The organism is Mesorhizobium sp. M6A.T.Cr.TU.014.01.1.1, assembly GCF_004022765.1.
GTDB classification, from domain to species: Bacteria; Pseudomonadota; Alphaproteobacteria; order Rhizobiales; family Rhizobiaceae; genus Mesorhizobium; species Mesorhizobium mediterraneum.
This window is the reverse complement of the sequence record NZ_RZPG01000053.1, coordinates 1-15,501: the sequence shown is the minus strand read 5'-3', so window position 1 is coordinate 15,501 and position 15,501 is coordinate 1. Positions and strand designations below refer to the sequence as shown.

13 protein-coding genes and 2 pseudogenes are annotated in these 15,501 nt (G+C 58.5%); 3 read left to right on the top strand and 12 right to left on the bottom strand.

Annotated features, from left to right (window positions below; genetic code table 11):
• A partial coding sequence (locus EN885_RS32625) for a beta-ketoacyl synthase N-terminal-like domain-containing protein (RefSeq protein WP_281035181.1) occupies positions 1–592 on the bottom strand: 592 nt, incomplete at its 3' end.
• The gene (locus EN885_RS32620) at positions 593–874 is read right to left on the bottom strand and encodes an acyl carrier protein (RefSeq protein WP_029356603.1); all 282 of its coding nucleotides are present in this window, start codon (positions 872–874) and stop codon (positions 593–595) included.
• Between the two features lie 436 nt (positions 875–1,310).
• Between EN885_RS32620 and EN885_RS34930 the strand changes: the two are divergent.
• Positions 1,311–1,648: pseudogene (locus tag EN885_RS34930) on the top strand (LysR family transcriptional regulator); the annotation flags it as partial.
• Between the two features lie 442 nt (positions 1,649–2,090).
• On the opposite strand, the gene EN885_RS32615 reads toward EN885_RS34930, so the two are convergent.
• The gene (locus tag EN885_RS32615; protein WP_245493191.1) at positions 2,091–3,314 is read right to left on the bottom strand and encodes an IS110 family transposase; all 1,224 of its coding nucleotides are present in this window, start codon (positions 3,312–3,314) and stop codon (positions 2,091–2,093) included.
• A gap of 258 nt (positions 3,315–3,572) precedes the next feature.
• Between EN885_RS32615 and EN885_RS34575 the strand changes: the two are divergent.
• Positions 3,573–3,778, top strand: a pseudogene (locus EN885_RS34575) (integrase core domain-containing protein); the annotation flags it as partial.
• 238 nt (positions 3,779–4,016) lie between these two features.
• Entirely contained in the window at positions 4,017–4,934 is a 918-nt protein-coding gene (locus EN885_RS32610; RefSeq protein WP_063170390.1) for a LysR family transcriptional regulator, read from the top strand.
• Positions 4,935–4,982: 48 nt separating this feature from the next.
• Here EN885_RS32610 and EN885_RS32605 read toward each other — a convergent pair whose 3' ends face one another.
• The 9 genes from EN885_RS32605 to EN885_RS32565 form a co-directional block, all read right to left on the bottom strand.
• Positions 4,983–5,786: a TIM barrel protein gene (locus EN885_RS32605; protein WP_029356612.1), complete on the bottom strand. Its 804-nt coding sequence runs from the start codon at positions 5,784–5,786 to the stop codon at positions 4,983–4,985.
• Between the two features lie 164 nt (positions 5,787–5,950).
• On the bottom strand, positions 5,951–7,012 hold the full coding sequence (locus tag EN885_RS32600) for a LacI family DNA-binding transcriptional regulator (protein WP_128244328.1): 1,062 nt from the start codon (positions 7,010–7,012) through the stop codon (positions 5,951–5,953).
• 275 nt (positions 7,013–7,287) lie between these two features.
• Complete coding sequence (locus EN885_RS32595) at positions 7,288–8,571, bottom strand: dicarboxylate/amino acid:cation symporter (RefSeq protein ID WP_210326678.1); 1,284 nt, start codon at positions 8,569–8,571, stop codon at positions 7,288–7,290.
• Between the two features lie 392 nt (positions 8,572–8,963).
• Entirely contained in the window at positions 8,964–9,725 is a 762-nt protein-coding gene (locus tag EN885_RS32590; RefSeq protein WP_128244329.1) for a sulfotransferase domain-containing protein, read from the bottom strand.
• 290 nt (positions 9,726–10,015) lie between these two features.
• Entirely contained in the window at positions 10,016–10,804 is a 789-nt protein-coding gene (locus EN885_RS32585) for an ABC transporter permease (protein WP_095517113.1), read from the bottom strand.
• Between the two features lie 3 nt (positions 10,805–10,807).
• Positions 10,808–11,722, bottom strand: coding sequence for a nodulation factor ABC transporter ATP-binding protein NodI (gene nodI, locus EN885_RS32580; RefSeq protein WP_128244330.1), 915 nt, complete (start codon positions 11,720–11,722; stop codon positions 10,808–10,810).
• 262 nt (positions 11,723–11,984) lie between these two features.
• A complete protein-coding gene (gene nodC, locus EN885_RS32575) occupies positions 11,985–13,310 on the bottom strand; it encodes a chitooligosaccharide synthase NodC (protein ID WP_128244331.1) in 1,326 nt (441 codons plus the stop codon).
• Positions 13,311–13,325: 15 nt separating this feature from the next.
• Entirely contained in the window at positions 13,326–13,985 is a 660-nt protein-coding gene (gene nodB / locus EN885_RS32570; protein WP_091600617.1) for a chitooligosaccharide deacetylase NodB, read from the bottom strand.
• Complete coding sequence (locus tag EN885_RS32565; protein WP_063169401.1) at positions 13,982–14,572, bottom strand: NodA family N-acyltransferase; 591 nt, start codon at positions 14,570–14,572, stop codon at positions 13,982–13,984. Before EN885_RS32565 ends, nodB begins: the two co-directional genes overlap by 4 nt.
• Between the last annotated feature and the right edge of the window lie 929 nt (positions 14,573–15,501).

Below are 15,501 nucleotides of genomic sequence, written 5' to 3'. Positions count from 1 at the left end.
GCACGCCCCATGCGAACGGCGCGTCGCTGCCCCCGGAAACCATTACGTCGGCCCGGCCCAGCTTGATCTGATCCACCGCCGAGGCGATCGCATGGTTGGCCGAGGCACATGCGGAGGTCACCCCGAACACCGGCCCGCGCAAGCCGAGGCGCAAGCTCACCTGGCCGGCGGCGGCGCTTGGCATCGTTTTGGGTACAGCGAGGATGCCAACTCGCCTCGCGCCGTCCAAAAGGAGGGCCCGGTAAGTTTCCTCCATTACATCCCAGCCCAAGCCGCCGACGCCCACTGTAGCGCCGAAGCGATGGGCATTCCCTTCGTCGCAGGAAAGTCCGGCCTGCCGCATGGCTTCGCGCGCTGCAAGCACGGCGAGCAAGCTGAAGCGGGCCATGGAGACGAGCTGCTTGCGATCGATGTCGTGCTCGGGCAGCGCCTTGATCTCAGCGCCGGTCATGCCCTCCAGGTCATGAAGCTCGGAATTGGCGAGCGGGCCGATGGCGGAGCGGCCTTCGCGCATCTCTTTCCACATAGAGGCGGCGTCAGTGCCCAGTCCGCACAGGCCGCCCACTCCGGTGATAACGACGCGCCTGTCCATTCAAGCCTCCTTCGCAAGCAAGCCGCGGACGGCTTCCACGACGTCGCCGACATTCTTGAGATTGGACCAGGCATCGGCCGTGTTCATGTCGATCTTGATGCCGTAGGCCTGCTCCACATCCCAGAGGACGTCCGCCAAACCCAGCGAATCGAACCCGAGCGCGTCCAGTTCCGTGGCGATTGTTATCTCGCCGACGAATGACGCAGGCATTCCCTCACCGCTCTCCGACTCGGCGCGTTTCTTGATCAGGGCAATGACGTCCGTTGCGAATTGATCGGCCATTCTGTTTCCTGTCTTTCTTTCCCGCGTTTCGACCTGGACGCGGCTCAGTTCCTGAGGCGCGCCGCGTCGCGAAAGCCACGACGCTTGTGCGTCTGACAAAGCCCAATGCTCATAAAGCCGGATCAGGTCCGGCCGGTGTGTGGCGTAGGTGCAGTATCACGATGTGAGCCGCTACACCGTGCGCGTCTCCCAGTCTGTCCATAGGCTCGGAAGAAGTCGGACAGTTTGACATGGCCGGTCAGTTGCAACTCCCTTTCCCAGCACTCCACTGCCCGGTAGAGCGCATGAAAATCTCCTTTCGGGCGGTTTCTTAAGACGCTCGCCACGCTATGAGGCAGTGGGGCATCGGTGTGCGTCAGGTGCTTCTGCCCATGCAGGATTCCAGAACATTGATGAAATCGTTTGTTTCGATGAAAGGCATCCACACTTTGGATAGTTGACCACGCGTTTCAAAGGTCGTGAACTACATCTCCTCGTTGTGCTCGACGCACTCCCGACAGAGCGCAACCTCATGGGCGCGGCATGCAGGATTAACCGAGCCCAGCCGGTCATGAGTGCGGCCGGCGCTCGGCTGCTCGATTATTTGCGCGATGAGCTCGCGACCATGTCCGCGGAGGTATTCAAACTTAACGCTGCGTCCGGGAGCTCTTGCCCTCCAGTTCGCGACGCTCTCCCGCCCATCCAGTGCTCGTTTATTTCGTCGGATAGTTTGACCCGGCTCTACCGAATCGCCGCTTCAGGATCATTCTTTCCGATTTCGTCACGCTCGTATTTCTGCCGCGTCCTACACCGATTGGGCGCGAACAAAACTGAGCGCCTTGGAACCCGAACCCGTGCGTCGTGACCGGGAGCATCCGGGGCGAACTCATCCGCTCGGGGGCATCGCATCACCGGACGGCGACAGGCACGGTCGACCGGCATCTCGGCATCGGCTGGGAATTCGTCCATGGTCTGCATTGGCGACGCTTCCTGAGGCCACGTAGCCCTTATGCCAAGCTGGGCGCCCGGGTCGAGCGCGTAATGACGACAATTGCTTCGCTACAGGTCAAACGCTTTCCGGGCCACCTGCAAAGTCTTCACCCGGCCGTACAGCGCCCAAGACCACTGATGTGATCGACAAGAGCCTTTTTGATAAATCTGCGCTATTCTCCTGTCGCGCACGGACGACCGCGTGGCGAAGAGCAGGGTCCGAGATGAGAGCCCTGCCGCGCAGCTTCTATCGTCGCGCCTCGTTTGCGGCATCCGTGCCTACCCTCTTCGGACCTCGTGGGTTCCAACCGGCGACGAGGCGTGCATAGGCGCCCTCGGCCTGCTCCACCCAGCGGCGCTCTTCTTCCCGGTGGCTCTTTATGTTGTAGGCGTGCGCTCCCTTTTGGCCGCGCACAGCCTTGCTCCCGGCCTTGAGTTCCACATCGCGCAAGCTTCTTGGCATGCAGGGAGGGTCGAGCCCACGCGTAACTCTCGCCCTTCTCAACAGATGCCAGATCACGACAGAGAGTTTGCGTGCGGTTGCCACGGCCGCGACATGCTGTCCGCGCCGGGCTCGCACGCCGCAGGGAGAAGGCTCGCAACGGTCCGGGAGCACGAGCGGCCGCCCAGGCCGCCTCGACGAGCATGCCGCGCGCATGACCACGGCCTTGCTTGGTGATCCGCCCATGGTAGGCCGGACCTGGCCGGACTGCCGGACGCTTGGGTTCAACCCGAGATAGGTCACGAGCTTCTGCGGATCGTCGAAGCGCGACACGTCGCCGATCGCCGCCTTCATCGCCAGCGCGACGGTGATGTCGACGCCGGGAATGGTCATCAGCCGCTTCACGCCTTCATCCTCGAGAGCCGAGCGGACAAGATCGCGTTCGATGACCTGGAGGTCTTCGCCCAATCGGTCGAACTCGCGCAGATGCCCATCGATCGCGAGGCGCTCGTCCTGCGGTACGACCTGCTCGATTAACCAGGTCCGACCCTTGGCGCCGCACAGGTCGGCATGCGGGCAGGACGGGATCAGATGGCTATGAAGGATCGACTGGATGACGCTCTTCAATCGAGATCTCTGTCGGACAATCTGATTGCGCCGTGTCACCTGTCGACGCAGAGCCTGCGTCGGCTCGTCCGCAATCCAGACTTCTGGCAAGAAGCCGCTGGCATAGAGCTGCGCAAGAACGTCGGCGTCGATCGTCGTTTTGATCTTGGCATAGGCAACGATAAACACCTGTTTCGGGTTGGCGATCCCCACCTTCTTCACATGCGGCGCAACCACAGCTGCAGCGGACGTCGCGTTGCCGGTGGCCTCGATCACCCCGACATCGTTCGGCGACAGCTTCGCGGCGAACGCCGCCAGCAGATCGCGCCGCATGTCGACGCGGCCGAGTCGCCTGAGCCTGCCCTCCTCCCATGCCACTGCTTCGGCGAAGGCGCGGTGAATATCCAGTCCGATGATAAGCATGCCCGTTCCTCCTTCTTGGCTCGGTCAAAGACGGGAGCTGGCGGGCAACACGACATCTACTGATCCGCGCTCGCAGCGCATCCGGGAAAGTCGCGAGGGGCGGCCATGTAACGAGCTCGGGCTCTCAGCCCACGGTCTATTGACGGCCTGCCTGCACCTTTGTGCTCCCGGTGCCCCACGTCCCGGATGGGCTCACCATAAGGGCGTTCCAAAACAAGAACAGCAGGACGAAAAGGCACCACAGATCACATACCGGATAGCGGCAAGGCCAAGCGCTTCGTTCAGACAGGCTTGCGCCAATGGGCTTAGGCCGAGCCTACAACAGCTCTCAAAAACGCTGCCGGACTGCTGCATTGGCTTCGCCGATACAATTGGCACAGGCCTCACGGCAGCTTAGGATCAAACCGCCCATCAGTCGCCTCGGACTGGAAGGGTGCACCCTATTAGGTTCCACGCCTAGCTAGGTCGGGGCCGCCGAAGACGCTGGTTGATAGCCCGGCGCCATCGGCCCGGCGTTTCAAACTGCCAATCTCTGACCTGCACAGTACGAACGATTGCTCGCTTCGGCAGATCACGCGGCTCATATGTCGGACCTTTACGTCATCCATCATAAACTTTTTGCGACAAAAGATTGCAAGAATGCTAAATTGTTAAAGTCGTTTGTTTCGGTTAAAGGCATCCATCCCATGGATGGCTGATGACATGCGTTTCAAAGGACTTGATCTAAATCTCCTCGTTGTGCTCGACGCACTCCTGACGGAGCGTAATCTCTCGGCGGCGGCACGCAGGATCAACCTGAGTCAGCCCGCCATGAGTGCGGCCGTCGCCCGACTGCGCGATTATTTCCGCGATGAACTGTTTACGATAAGAGGTCGCGAACGATTTCTAACCCCGCGTGCGGCAGCATTTGCCCCCGCAGTTCGCGACGCTCTCCAGCACATCCAGTGCTCGATTATTTCTTCGGATCCGTTTGACCCAGCTCGAGCCGATCGCCTCTTCAGGATCATTCTTTCCGATTTCGTCACGCTCGTGTTTTTCGAAAAGCTTGTGGAGCGTATTTCACGGGAAGCCCCCGCCGTCAGCTTCGAACTGCTGCCTGTCGACGATAGCCCCGATGAGCTTCTCCGGCGCGGTGACGTCGATTTTCTAATTCTACCGGATATGTTCACGTCGAGTGTGCATTCAAGCGTTGCGCTGTTTGACGAGAAGCTCGTGTGCGTAGGCTGTCCCACAAACAAGCAGCTGCCACAGCAGCTTACATTCGAGAGATACATGTCGATGAGGCACGTCGCGGTCAGGTTCGGGCGTACGATGAAGCCGTCTATCGAGGAATGGTTTTTGCTTGAGCATGGCCTTAAGAGACGTGTCGAGGTCGCCGTGCAGGGCTTCAGCATGATTCCACCTATGGTGTCCGGCACAGCTCGTATAGCGACCATGCCCTTACGGCTGGTCAGGCATTTCGAAAAAACGTTCCCCCTGCGGGTTATCGAACTTCCGCTGCCATTTCCCACATTCACCGAGACCCTCCAATGGCCGGCCCTCCACAATAGCGATCCGGCAAGCATCTGGATGCGGGAGATAATGATACAGGAGGCATCTCGGATGGCTGCCCCGCTGTGAACCCACGGAAAATTCAGGCGCACCTATAGTCACTACTCCTGTCACCATCTACTCTGACGACAATAGCCCTCGCCGGATAAAGTCGATGCTGGCGGCAAGTGCGCCTGCGAGATCGTCCAGAGAATGGACTTCCTCGACCAGCTCGAACGAGAAAGGTCCCGCGTAGCCGCCATCCAGCAGCGCCTGAATCTGGCTGCCATTGTCGGAACCTGCAAGAAAGCGATCGGGGTAAATCCAGAAGGTCGGGTCGTTTACGCTTGAAATGTGCACCAGGCCGGTAAGCTCGCAGAACAGGCATGTCTCCCCGGCCAGGGTGTGGTGGAACGTGTCGTGCACGAGGCGAAAGACGGACTGGCCATCAACCGCGGCAACGGCCTCGGCCGCTTCCTTCTTTGATCGAAGCGAGCAGGTTCGGAAACCCAGCGGCTCGATGAGACCGATCAGACCCCGCGACTGGAGGATTGGCTTGATCTCGTTTAGAGCGAAACGAAGATTGTCCTGGCGCTCGCTATTGGTGGGCCACGAGCTGCGGTTGGCCGGCACCAACACGAGCGTCTCCGCCCCGCACGCCGTCGCATAATCGGCGAGGTTGCTTGCCTCGGCCTGACGCGTTGGAGTCCAGTCGTTGAACCGCTGCAAGGCGTTGACAGAGATGATCGTGACGCCCGCTTCGGTAGCGGCAAACCGAACGTCCGCAGCCGGAATGCCGCGTGCGACAGGATTGCTGAAATGAGGGTAACGGATTTGGACGTCGGTCAGGCCTTGGTCACGGGCAAGCGCGAAAAGCGCACTGACGTCAAGGCGGGGCGCCGCCATGTGATCGAGTGCAAAGCGGGGCGATACCTGGCGCATTGCTTGACTTTCCTTCCATGAAGCGCGGCTGCCATTTCGGCATCCGGCTTCTTTCAAGACGGAACCACGCCGGTTCACAGATCGGACAGAGACGGCCGAGTCAATCGAGCTTTCCTTTCATCGGTGAAAGGAAAATGGGCGCTCATGATAGAAATCCATCAAGGTCAAATATTTTCCGGAAGATAAATGTCGAACGGCAGAAATGTCTGCCCCGGGCTCTCCGCGACGCCGGCTTTGATGGCCCGCTCCATTGCCATTATCAGCTCCTGGCAAAGTCGGCGCATTGGCGTGCCGACCGCCATCGTCAAGATGTCATCCGCAAGCGCCCCACGTGACTGCGGCGTCATTTCACTCACGATCGCGACGAGATCCTGACCGCTCCCCTCTTCTCGGAGCGCGGAAATTGCCCCCTCTATCCCCCCGCCGGCCATATAGAAGCCGACGAGCTCTGGTTCCCGCTGCATAAGATCCAGCAATTTTTCGTAAGTGAGCTGCCGTTCATCAAGGTTCACGAGCGCATCAAGCACCTCGAATTTTGGCGCGTTCTCACGAAAATACGCACGAAAGGCCGTTTCCCGCGTCGCATGCGCCTGGAAGCGATGGCTTCCGACAAACACCGCCACCTTGCCGGGCCGTTTTGCGGCCTTGGAAAACACCCAAGCGGCAGTCCGTCCGACCTTGCTGTTGTTGAGGCCGATGTAGCCCTCGCGCACGCCATCGGCGAAGTCGGATAGCAGCGAAAATACCGGGATACCTTTCGCCTTGAGCTCCTCGACTGATGCTGTGATTTTCGGGTGATCGGCCGCCACCATGGCGATCGCCTGGCAGCGGCTCCCAAGGTCCTTAAGAAGCGGGAGCAGGTCACGCGGCAAATGTGACTGCGCGAACTCGATGATCGGAAGGCCGTTGAAGGATTTAGCCATACTGACCGACTCTTCGATCTTGCGAGCGAAATCTTGGTAGAAATCGTGGGTAGGTTTTCTCAAGATGAAGCCCAGCTTGTAGTGCGGCAGGTGCTGCTGCAAGCGCTGTTTGATGAGACCGGCAGCATGATAGCCGATCGCGTGCGCGGCCGCATGGACCCGCTGGGCGGTCTCCTCTCGCACCGGAAGGCGGACGTTCAGAACCCGATCGACTGTTGCTACGCTGACTCCGGCTTCGCGGGCGAGATCGGCTATTGTGACGCGCTTTCCCCTAGCGATTCTGATCGGCCGGTCCTCCATCATCCGGTGCGCTCCCGCGACGGCTTGGGGCGGCAAGCTGAAATAGTTCCCCCACCCCGCGGATAGCGCATTCGACGAACAGCGCTCCATGCGCACCCAGATGAGTCTCCGTGAACCGTTCGTTTGCTTAGGGGCTTCATGGTGTTGTATTACTCACTGCGTTAGTACTCTATTTCCAGCGCTCTTTGGAGGCTGGCAATTCGACTGTTGTGTCAAGGCCGCTACTTACACGTCGCGCTGTTGCGATCTTGCTTGCGGGGAGCCAGTTTGATGTAACCCTAACCGCGGAAAGCGGTTTCCATCCGTGACTGGTCCAATTCGCCTTCCCAGCGAGCGACAACGAGCGATGCCACCGCATTACCGACTAAATTCGTCAGCGCGCGGCATTCCGACATGAAGCGGTCCACGCCAAGAATTAGAGCCATTCCGGCAACGGGAACACTCGGCACGACAGAGAGAGTAGCGGCCAATGTGATGAAGCCGGCGCCGGTGACGCCTGCCGCACCCTTCGAGGAAAGCATCGCAATTAGCAGCAGGAGGATCTGATCGGCAATTGACAAATCTGTGTTCGTCGCCTGGGCGATGAAGAGGGCGGCGATCGTCATGTAGATATTGGTACCGTCCAGATTGAATGAGTATCCAGTAGGGATGACGAGACTTACGACCGAACGGGCGGCGCCGGCCTTCTCCATCTTCTCCATTAGCGAGGGCAGCGCGGCCTCCGAGGAGGACGTTGCCAGGACAAGCAGCAGCTCGTCCTTGATGTAGCGGACGAGAGAAAAGATCGAGAAGCCGTTGTAGCGGCAGACCGCGCCGAGAACCCCGAACACGAAGAGGAAGGCGGTAAGATAGAACGTCGCGACCAGTATCGCGAGGTTGGCCACCGAACCGATTCCGTATTTGCCGATCGTAAAGGCCATTGCGCCGAAGGCGCCGATGGGTGCAGCCTTCATCAGAATGCCGACGAGCTTAAAAATGGGGGCGGTAAGCGCCTGGAGAAAGGTAACGACCGGCCTGCTCGTCTCTCCGGTCATCGCCAAAGCAATGCCGAACAGGACCGAGAAGAACAGGACTTGCAGGATGTCGCCTTCCGCGAAGGCACTGGCAATCGTTGACGGGATGATGTTCATCAGGAAGCTGGTCACGGACTGCTCGTGAGCCGTGGCCACATAGCCCTTAACGGCTTGGACATCGAGCGAGGCCGGATCGATGTTGAGGCCGGCGCCAGGTTGAACGATATTCGCGACAATCAGTCCGACAACGAGTGCAAGTGTCGAGAAGGTGAGGAAATAAACCATCGCCTTGGCGGCAACTCGGCCGACCTTCTGCAGATCGCTCATGCCGGCAATGCCGGTCGCAATTGTCAGGAAGATGACAGGTGCGATAATCATCTTGACGACTTTGATGAAGGCATCGCCGAGCGGCTTCAGGCTCTGGCCGGTTTCCGGATAGAGGTAGCCAATTGCGGCTCCCAGGACTATGGCGGCAAGCACCTGCACGTAGGTCCGGGCAAAATGGGGCTTGCGGGGCGCTGCGATCGCGCGGGGGACTCTTGGAACCAACACCGTTTCTCTCTCCCTGACCGGATCGGGGTGGGGGCTCCTCCTTCTCCCATGCTGCGCTCCGGTCGAGCGCTGCTGTCATCTCGGAGCAAGCGCCGTGCCAACTGGAGGCCTGTCCCGTCCAGCGAGATTGGTGCGGGTTGCGCACTGGAACCCTCCACCTTTGCCGGAATTTGCACTCAAGGCTCGCCAAAGATCGCGTCTGAAGAAGTGCTTCGCCAGAGAGGGAATTGACCAGGTCGCCTTGCGGCCGTGTCTTTGATGTCTGCCGCAGATCGACTGCCGGCCGATATCTCTGTCGTCTTGGTGACTTTGGTTTGTCAGTTTTGCGACGGAATGCGCGCAAACTGCAGGATATCCTACACGCCCATCAGAGCACGCGGTACAAGCGATTAAGCGTAGGAGCGCATTGAATCTCCGAGGTCAAAAAATCTTGAATAAGGTCCCCGTGCGAAGTGAATCCGCAACTCGTCAAAGTTCTCCACCGTTTGATCCAGCGGTCGCGTTTCCTGGCGCTGCAGGATGGCGTTATCTGATGGCTCAAGCGCTGGAACGCCCAGGAAATCCCAAACCGCTCCCAAGCATTGGGCAGGTTCGTGAAGAAGGCTCTCGTATTCCATTACAAGCAGGTTGGTCGACGTGAAGGATTCCATAACGCGAGCGTGAAAATCGTCGGCGGCTTTGAAATAAGCCTCACAGTCAGCGATTGACAACCTGACGCTCGGTGGCCGAGCGGTATCGTTGTCCGACCTGAACTTCAGCCACTGACCGCTTTCCCTGGCCTGCACAAAGGATCGGAGCGATTCCAATACGTTTCGGCGAACAACGAGGATGACCTTGAGTGCTGGCCAACGAGCTAATTCCGCAAAGAATGCTGGACGCTCGCGAAACTGAGGTTCATTGATCTTGCAGCCAAGATGCGTCACATTCTTGTAGTCGCGCATAGGGCAGCGCACATAGGCAAGCTCAAGAAGCTCGCGATCCGTGCCTAGCAGGCGATCCGTGCTGGGCCAATTGGGATCATATTCGTTTAGCAACTCACCGTTACTCAAAACGGTCGGATGCTCGTTTAGCAATTCTTCTAAATAGTGTGTTCCGGTCCTTGGCATAGCAAGGACCACAAAAGGCTCAGGAGTTGGTTCGTTGTGGGTCATTGCATGTGTATCCAACTAAATAATGGCCGCGACGGTCTGGGGACGCGCACAAGAAGCTTGGCTGCTATCGCTTGAACGCTCCGGGTGGGTCCGCGCCTCACCACCCAGCCTGTACTCCGAGGTGTGGTCGCGAAGATGGGCGCGTGCCTGCAGCGGCTGGGTGGCGCCCGGCTTCGGCGTTGTTGTTGTACCACTCGCGATTCCTGGCACACGCATGCCTCCGGGCCGCTGTGGGCAGTTTGCAATCCGGCATTGCGGACCTCCTTCTCGTTGATGGGCGTAGGTAAGCGTCAACGCATTAGTCGTCGATGAAACAGTCCAGCCGACAGAAAAAAAGGCAATACAGCGAACATGCAAAGTGCGCCTATATGCAGCCCTACATTGTCGCCCAGGCGGCCGAGCATCACCGGACGGATTAGATCGATAGAATTCGCCAGCGGCGAGAAGGCCGCAATCTGCTGAAACACTCCTGGCAATTGGCCGACTGGAAAAACCGCGCCCGAAAGGAACAGCATGGGTGTGATGACAAGCGTCTGATAGAAAATAAAATAGTGATAACTGGGCGCGAGTGCGATGACGAGCATGGCCAGGCTCGCAAAGGCGAACCCGGTGAGAGCGATGACCGGCAGCACGTAGAGAACCGACGTCCACGCGGCATAACCTAGCGCGGCGGCAACAATCGCAATTGTCGTACCGGCCAGAAAGGCCTTTGTGGCTGCCCAGGTCAATTCACCGAGAACGATGTCGCCGAGGGTAAGTTGTGTGTGCAAGATTGCTTCCCAAGTGCCCTGATCGCGCATTCGACCGAAAACCGCGTAAATTGTTTCGAAGGTCGATGCTGTCATCGCGCTTGTCGCAACCATGCCGGCTGCCAGAAAAGCGATGTAGGATGCACCTTCGATGCGGCCTACCAACAGTCCAAGGCCAGTGCCGAGCCCGAAAAGGTAAATCATCGGATCAGCAAGGGTGCCGAGCATTGAAGCAAATGCCACCTTCTTCCATGCCAAATGATTGCGGCGCCACACCGCGATCCAGTTCCAGGCGTTGGCGGGTAGAGCGGCCGCAAGACGTTCACCCATTGCTCACTTCTCCATCTCACGTCCGGTTAGCCGCAAGAAAACGTCCTCCAGACTGGGTGGACGCTCCAGAATACGCAGACCCGCTCGACCGCGAAGCTGGATGCGCACATCCTCCGGATCAGGCGCATAGCAAAAGAGCGTCTCGCCGCTTACCTCGATACGCTGAACGTACGGCTTGATCAGCGAAATCAGCTCCTGTGGATTGCCGCCGAAGATCTCGATCACGTTGCACCCAATGTACTCGTCGATCAGCGCATGAGGACTGCCCTCGGCGATCTTGCGTCCCCGCTCGAGAACACACAGCCGATCACAAAGCCGCTCAGCCTCTTCCATGAAATGGGTGGTCAAAATGATCGTTTTTCCGCTCGCCAGCAGGAAACGAAGTCGCTCCCAGATCAGATGGCGGGCATGCGGGTCGAGGCCGGTCGTGGGCTCATCCATCACAAGCAACTGGGGGTCGTTGATCAGAGCACGTGCCAGCGTCAGGCGCCGCTTCATCCCGCCGGATAGCAGGCCGACACGTGAATCCGCCTTGCTCTCAAGGCGAGCGAACTCGAGGAGCCGTGGGATGACGGCGTTGATCTCTCTTGTACTCATGCCGAAGTAGCGCCCGAACACCAACAGGTTCTCACGTACCGTAAATTCCAGGTCGAGATTGTCGAACTGCGGGACCACGCCTATGCCCTTGCGGGCCAAGCGGCTGCGTGCCGGCACTGGTAGACCGAGGACTGTTATATCACCCGCGTCAGGCCGGGTCATACCGAGGAGCATACGCGCAATCGTGCTCTTGCCTGCGCCGTTCGGCCCCAGCAGACCGAAGCACTCTCCCGATGCAACGGTGAAGGACAGCCCGTCCACAACGAGCTTGTTCCCGAATAATTTGGTTACGCCGGTAAGGTCGATTGCTACATTGGACATGCGTCTATCTCAAGCGGAATGAGTCCGATTGGCCACCGGCAGCTTACTTACGAATTCTGGTTCAGAGCAGGCCACCGCCTTGAGATGGCACCTTTGGAAAGTCGCGGCCGGAGCGACGCGTGTATCGCTTCCGCCAAAGAATTAACGTCAAGGTGCCAGGTGTCGCTTCCAGATAGTTCCCGATCTGACCATAGGTAACTCGACAAGCTTCACCCCGTGTCGACTGACACAACTTACTCGGTCACTCGGCGCTGCAAGGCCGTCAGACTTCACCAGCTGTGAGCGAAAGATCTGCAGTATGAAGTGACTCCGCAATTCCAGAATTGCCCGCAGCATTTGCTCCGGCAAGCGGCATCGCGCTTGTGATTTCCTTTGTGCTCCTGTTGGGCAGGGGAACACTTTTACGCGACAGCCAATCGCTATTGCTCAATGTACACAGGGCGTAAGCCTTCAAGGGGATCAACAGGAATATCCTGATTAACGCGTGCATTGAATAGCCGATGAATCGAAGCTGCCGAGTGCGGAAAGATAACACCGTAGATCTGATTATGGTCATGGTGACAATAGCCAGCACCGTCCACCAATTTACTGTATGTGAAACTAGTAGCTCACCGAGCGCCGTTACTACCGCGATGCCGAGCAACAATGGGCCGAGATTCTCTCCCATCACATCCAAAGTTAGATAGCGATCCAGGCCACGCAGTAGACCTCGCGCAAGCATCGTGTCCCGGAAAGTGCTCCGTGCCCAGCGGAGTTGTTGGCGCAAATAAGGTCCCATCTTGTCCGGAACGACTGTCGCCGCGACGGCACTTGGAACGTACTCGGTTCGAAAGCCTGCTTTCAGCATGAGGATCGTAAGATGACGGTCTTCACCGAAGTCGCTTGGTTTCCCCCTGAACAGCTGCGTCTCGTATTGATCCAGCAGAGAAAGGAGACAAGACCGGCGGTACATTGCACATGGGCCGCAGCAGCACATGACCGCACCAAAGCGACCTTGCGCCGCGCGCTCCTCATTGCAAGCCAGCCAGTATTCCATATCGATCAATCGGGTCAACCAAGTGTCGCTGCGGTTGTATGCCGTCAGCTGGCCCATGGCCGCTCCGACCATGGGATCCCGCATTTTTACTGCAAGCTTCGTGATGACGTCGGACGCAAGTGTCGTGTCAGAGTCGACGCTGAGCACGAAATCTCCAGATGAGCGGCGGATGGCGGCGATCTGCGCCTTGCGTTTGCCAACATTCTCGCGGAGCAGAATGAAATTGAATCTCGGGTCGCCCTCGTAGGCGTGATGTACCGGGATGACGGCATTACGATTTCCAGAACCGTCGTCAACCAGATAGACCTGAAATGTTCCGGCGTAATCTTGAATTGCAATGGAAGCTAAACACGCCGCGAGTGTGCGCGGGTCCTCATTGTAGCAGGGGATGATGACATCCACGCTCGGCCAACGGTCGGATCCGAACAAGCTTTCCGACGGCGGCGTAACATTTTCCGGTTGGGAGTAGACCGCTTGCATGCCTCTGTAAACAGTCGAGAGCACCGCATAAGACGAAACGGCAACAGTACTGGCTGTGGTGAGAAGGTCCATAGGATCTCTGTTTGTTCAGGGATGTTGAGGAAGTGATCGGATTACAAATCCGCGGCCGTGCAATTCTGGAATTAGGCGTGACAACGCTGTCACCGTCTGGTCGCGCAGACTGGCTTGATTGCCTGGTTGCAATTCGTCGGGAGCGCACCCGTCGTGCAACAGCACGATTGCGCCCGGCCGGATATCGGCGAGCACTCTGTCGACGATGGCGTCAACGCCGGGGCGAGACCAGTCGCGTGGATCAATGGACCAATGGACGGGCGCCAATGCCGCACCCGCTGATGCAGCGATTACTTCTTCGGTCCAGATGCCATACGGTGCACGAAAGTACCGAACCATGGCCTGCGGGCAAGCCATCCCTATGACTCTGTTTGCCTCAACTATCTGGCGGTCGACTTCGACGGGCCCGCATTTAGCCAGGTCCGGATGAGTCATCGTGTGGTTGGCTATACCGTGCCCGTCTGTAATAATTCGGCGAACGAGTTCCGGCTCGTCGGCCGCGTAGGCCCCAACAACGAAGAAGGTCGCCGGCACCTGATGTTGCGCCAGCACATTGAGTATCTGCGGTGTGAAAAATGAATTGGGACCGTCGTCAAACGTCAGATAGACGCTGCGCTCTGCAATGCCATCGGCATTGTCACTCTGCCCTTCGCATATGTAGTCCAGAGGCTTCATAGTTCCGGACCGTTCCGGTCGATCAGGGTACCGGACGGCCACTCGTCCATCGAGCGTCCGATCGGCGAAACCAACACGAGTACGTCTTCCAGGCGCGTGGGCGGCAGGTCGGGATGCACATCTGGACGGGTCGACCGTACGCGAACGCCCGACACAATGTTCGCGAGGCCGGCTCTGCAGAATCTTTCGACATGGTTTCGCAGCGCGTGCCGAACCGTGCCGAAAGCGAATGGAACACCCAACTGATGGAGCACTGGGTACGCCACGCGCATCGAAAAACCGATTCCGAGCCCTTCAAGATCCGGACGAACCGCGTACAGGCCCAATTCAGCGACGATCAAGTCGACCTCGCCAACTTTGATGAAGCGCCGCAGCATGCCGATGTGAGCCGCTACCCCATGCGCGTCGTAGCCGATTGCACGGAATTCCGGCCTCGCGCCGGCCCAACTGCGGCCGCCTTCGAATGGCTCCGCGTTGAAGGCGCCAGTCCGTCCATAGGTCTTTCGAAAAAAGTCGGAGAGTTCGACATGGTCGGCCAGTTGCAACTCATTTTCCCAGCACAACTTCCACTCGACATTCGGGCGCATGGAAGACCTCACCTTGTAGCTGTCTGGTTGAGATAAATGTCCAAGCATTGGTTAAATAATTGGCGTCGCGCCAACGGGGCGTAACTTGTGGAGACCGCCGAAAGACCAAGCCGCAATGCAGATGCGACTGACTTTGTACGCCCCGCACACCAGATGATGCTCCTCGGATCCAACGCAACCATCGGAACTACCTATCTTTCCAACTTGAAGCGCTTCTATGGGACCTGCAGCAAAAACGGTAAAATCCTTTGTTTAGATGAAAGGTATCCACGCTTTGGATAACTGGGCGAATGCGTTCCATATGGCTGGTCAATTATCGTCGTCACGCTCGAGGCACTTCTGACGAAGCGCAAAGCTCACGCCCGCGGCACGCGCGGCCGTTGCCGGGCCGCGCGATTATCTCCGTAAGAGCCGAGCGGAGCTCAGACACGACGATTGATCAGAATCTGATTCGCGGGTTCAGTATCTCTTTCGTGTATCCAGCTCTGGGCTGTCCTTTGGCGGGAGTTAGGTTCGCCCAGGTTCTGAGCCTGGGGCGTCGGCCCGTTCGCCGCACAGGCTCCTTCGCACATCGTCGAGGCCGAGAAAGAGGGGGCCACACAGCTCCCCCTGTACTTTCCACCACCCGACACCAGCGCTCACCCAGGGCGCCGGCCTTGCTCACCTCAACGGATAGCGCACTCGCGCCGCTTCACGATTAAAAGAATTCTACAAGCAGATGCCTGTTTGATCGTGAGACGTCCGCTGCCAATTCCCGCATCGCAGAGGCAGCCAATAGCGCTCGCTTCACATAGTGGTCCGGCAAGCAGCTAGATACGACAGGTGACCTCAAATGAGGCGTCTTGCATGGCTTCTACACCTGCCTGAATGCCAGAACTGCGTTCGTACCGCCCATGGCGAAGGCGTTGCTCATGGCGACGCGCACCTTG

Excerpts from the sequence above, each read along its gene's own strand:
- EN885_RS32605 (WP_029356612.1), bottom strand. The coding sequence starts at position 5,786 with ATGCGCCAGGTATCGCCCCGCTTTGCACTCGATCACATGGCGGCGCCC.
- EN885_RS32610 (WP_063170390.1), top strand. The coding sequence starts at position 4,017 with ATGCGTTTCAAAGGACTTGATCTAAATCTCCTCGTTGTGCTCGACGCA.
- nodI (WP_128244330.1), bottom strand. The coding sequence starts at position 11,722 with ATGTCCAATGTAGCAATCGACCTTACCGGCGTAACCAAATTATTCGGG.
- EN885_RS32615 (WP_245493191.1), bottom strand. The coding sequence starts at position 3,314 with ATGCTTATCATCGGACTGGATATTCACCGCGCCTTCGCCGAAGCAGTG.
- EN885_RS32585 (WP_095517113.1), bottom strand. The coding sequence starts at position 10,804 with ATGGGTGAACGTCTTGCGGCCGCTCTACCCGCCAACGCCTGGAACTGG.
- EN885_RS32590 (WP_128244329.1), bottom strand. The coding sequence starts at position 9,725 with ATGACCCACAACGAACCAACTCCTGAGCCTTTTGTGGTCCTTGCTATG.
- EN885_RS32600 (WP_128244328.1), bottom strand. The coding sequence starts at position 7,012 with ATGATGGAGGACCGGCCGATCAGAATCGCTAGGGGAAAGCGCGTCACA.
- nodC (WP_128244331.1), bottom strand. The coding sequence starts at position 13,310 with ATGGACCTTCTCACCACAGCCAGTACTGTTGCCGTTTCGTCTTATGCG.
- EN885_RS32620 (WP_029356603.1), bottom strand. The coding sequence starts at position 874 with ATGGCCGATCAATTCGCAACGGACGTCATTGCCCTGATCAAGAAACGC.
- nodB (WP_091600617.1), bottom strand. The coding sequence starts at position 13,985 with ATGAAGCCTCTGGACTACATATGCGAAGGGCAGAGTGACAATGCCGAT.
- EN885_RS32565 (WP_063169401.1), bottom strand. The coding sequence starts at position 14,572 with ATGCGCCCGAATGTCGAGTGGAAGTTGTGCTGGGAAAATGAGTTGCAA.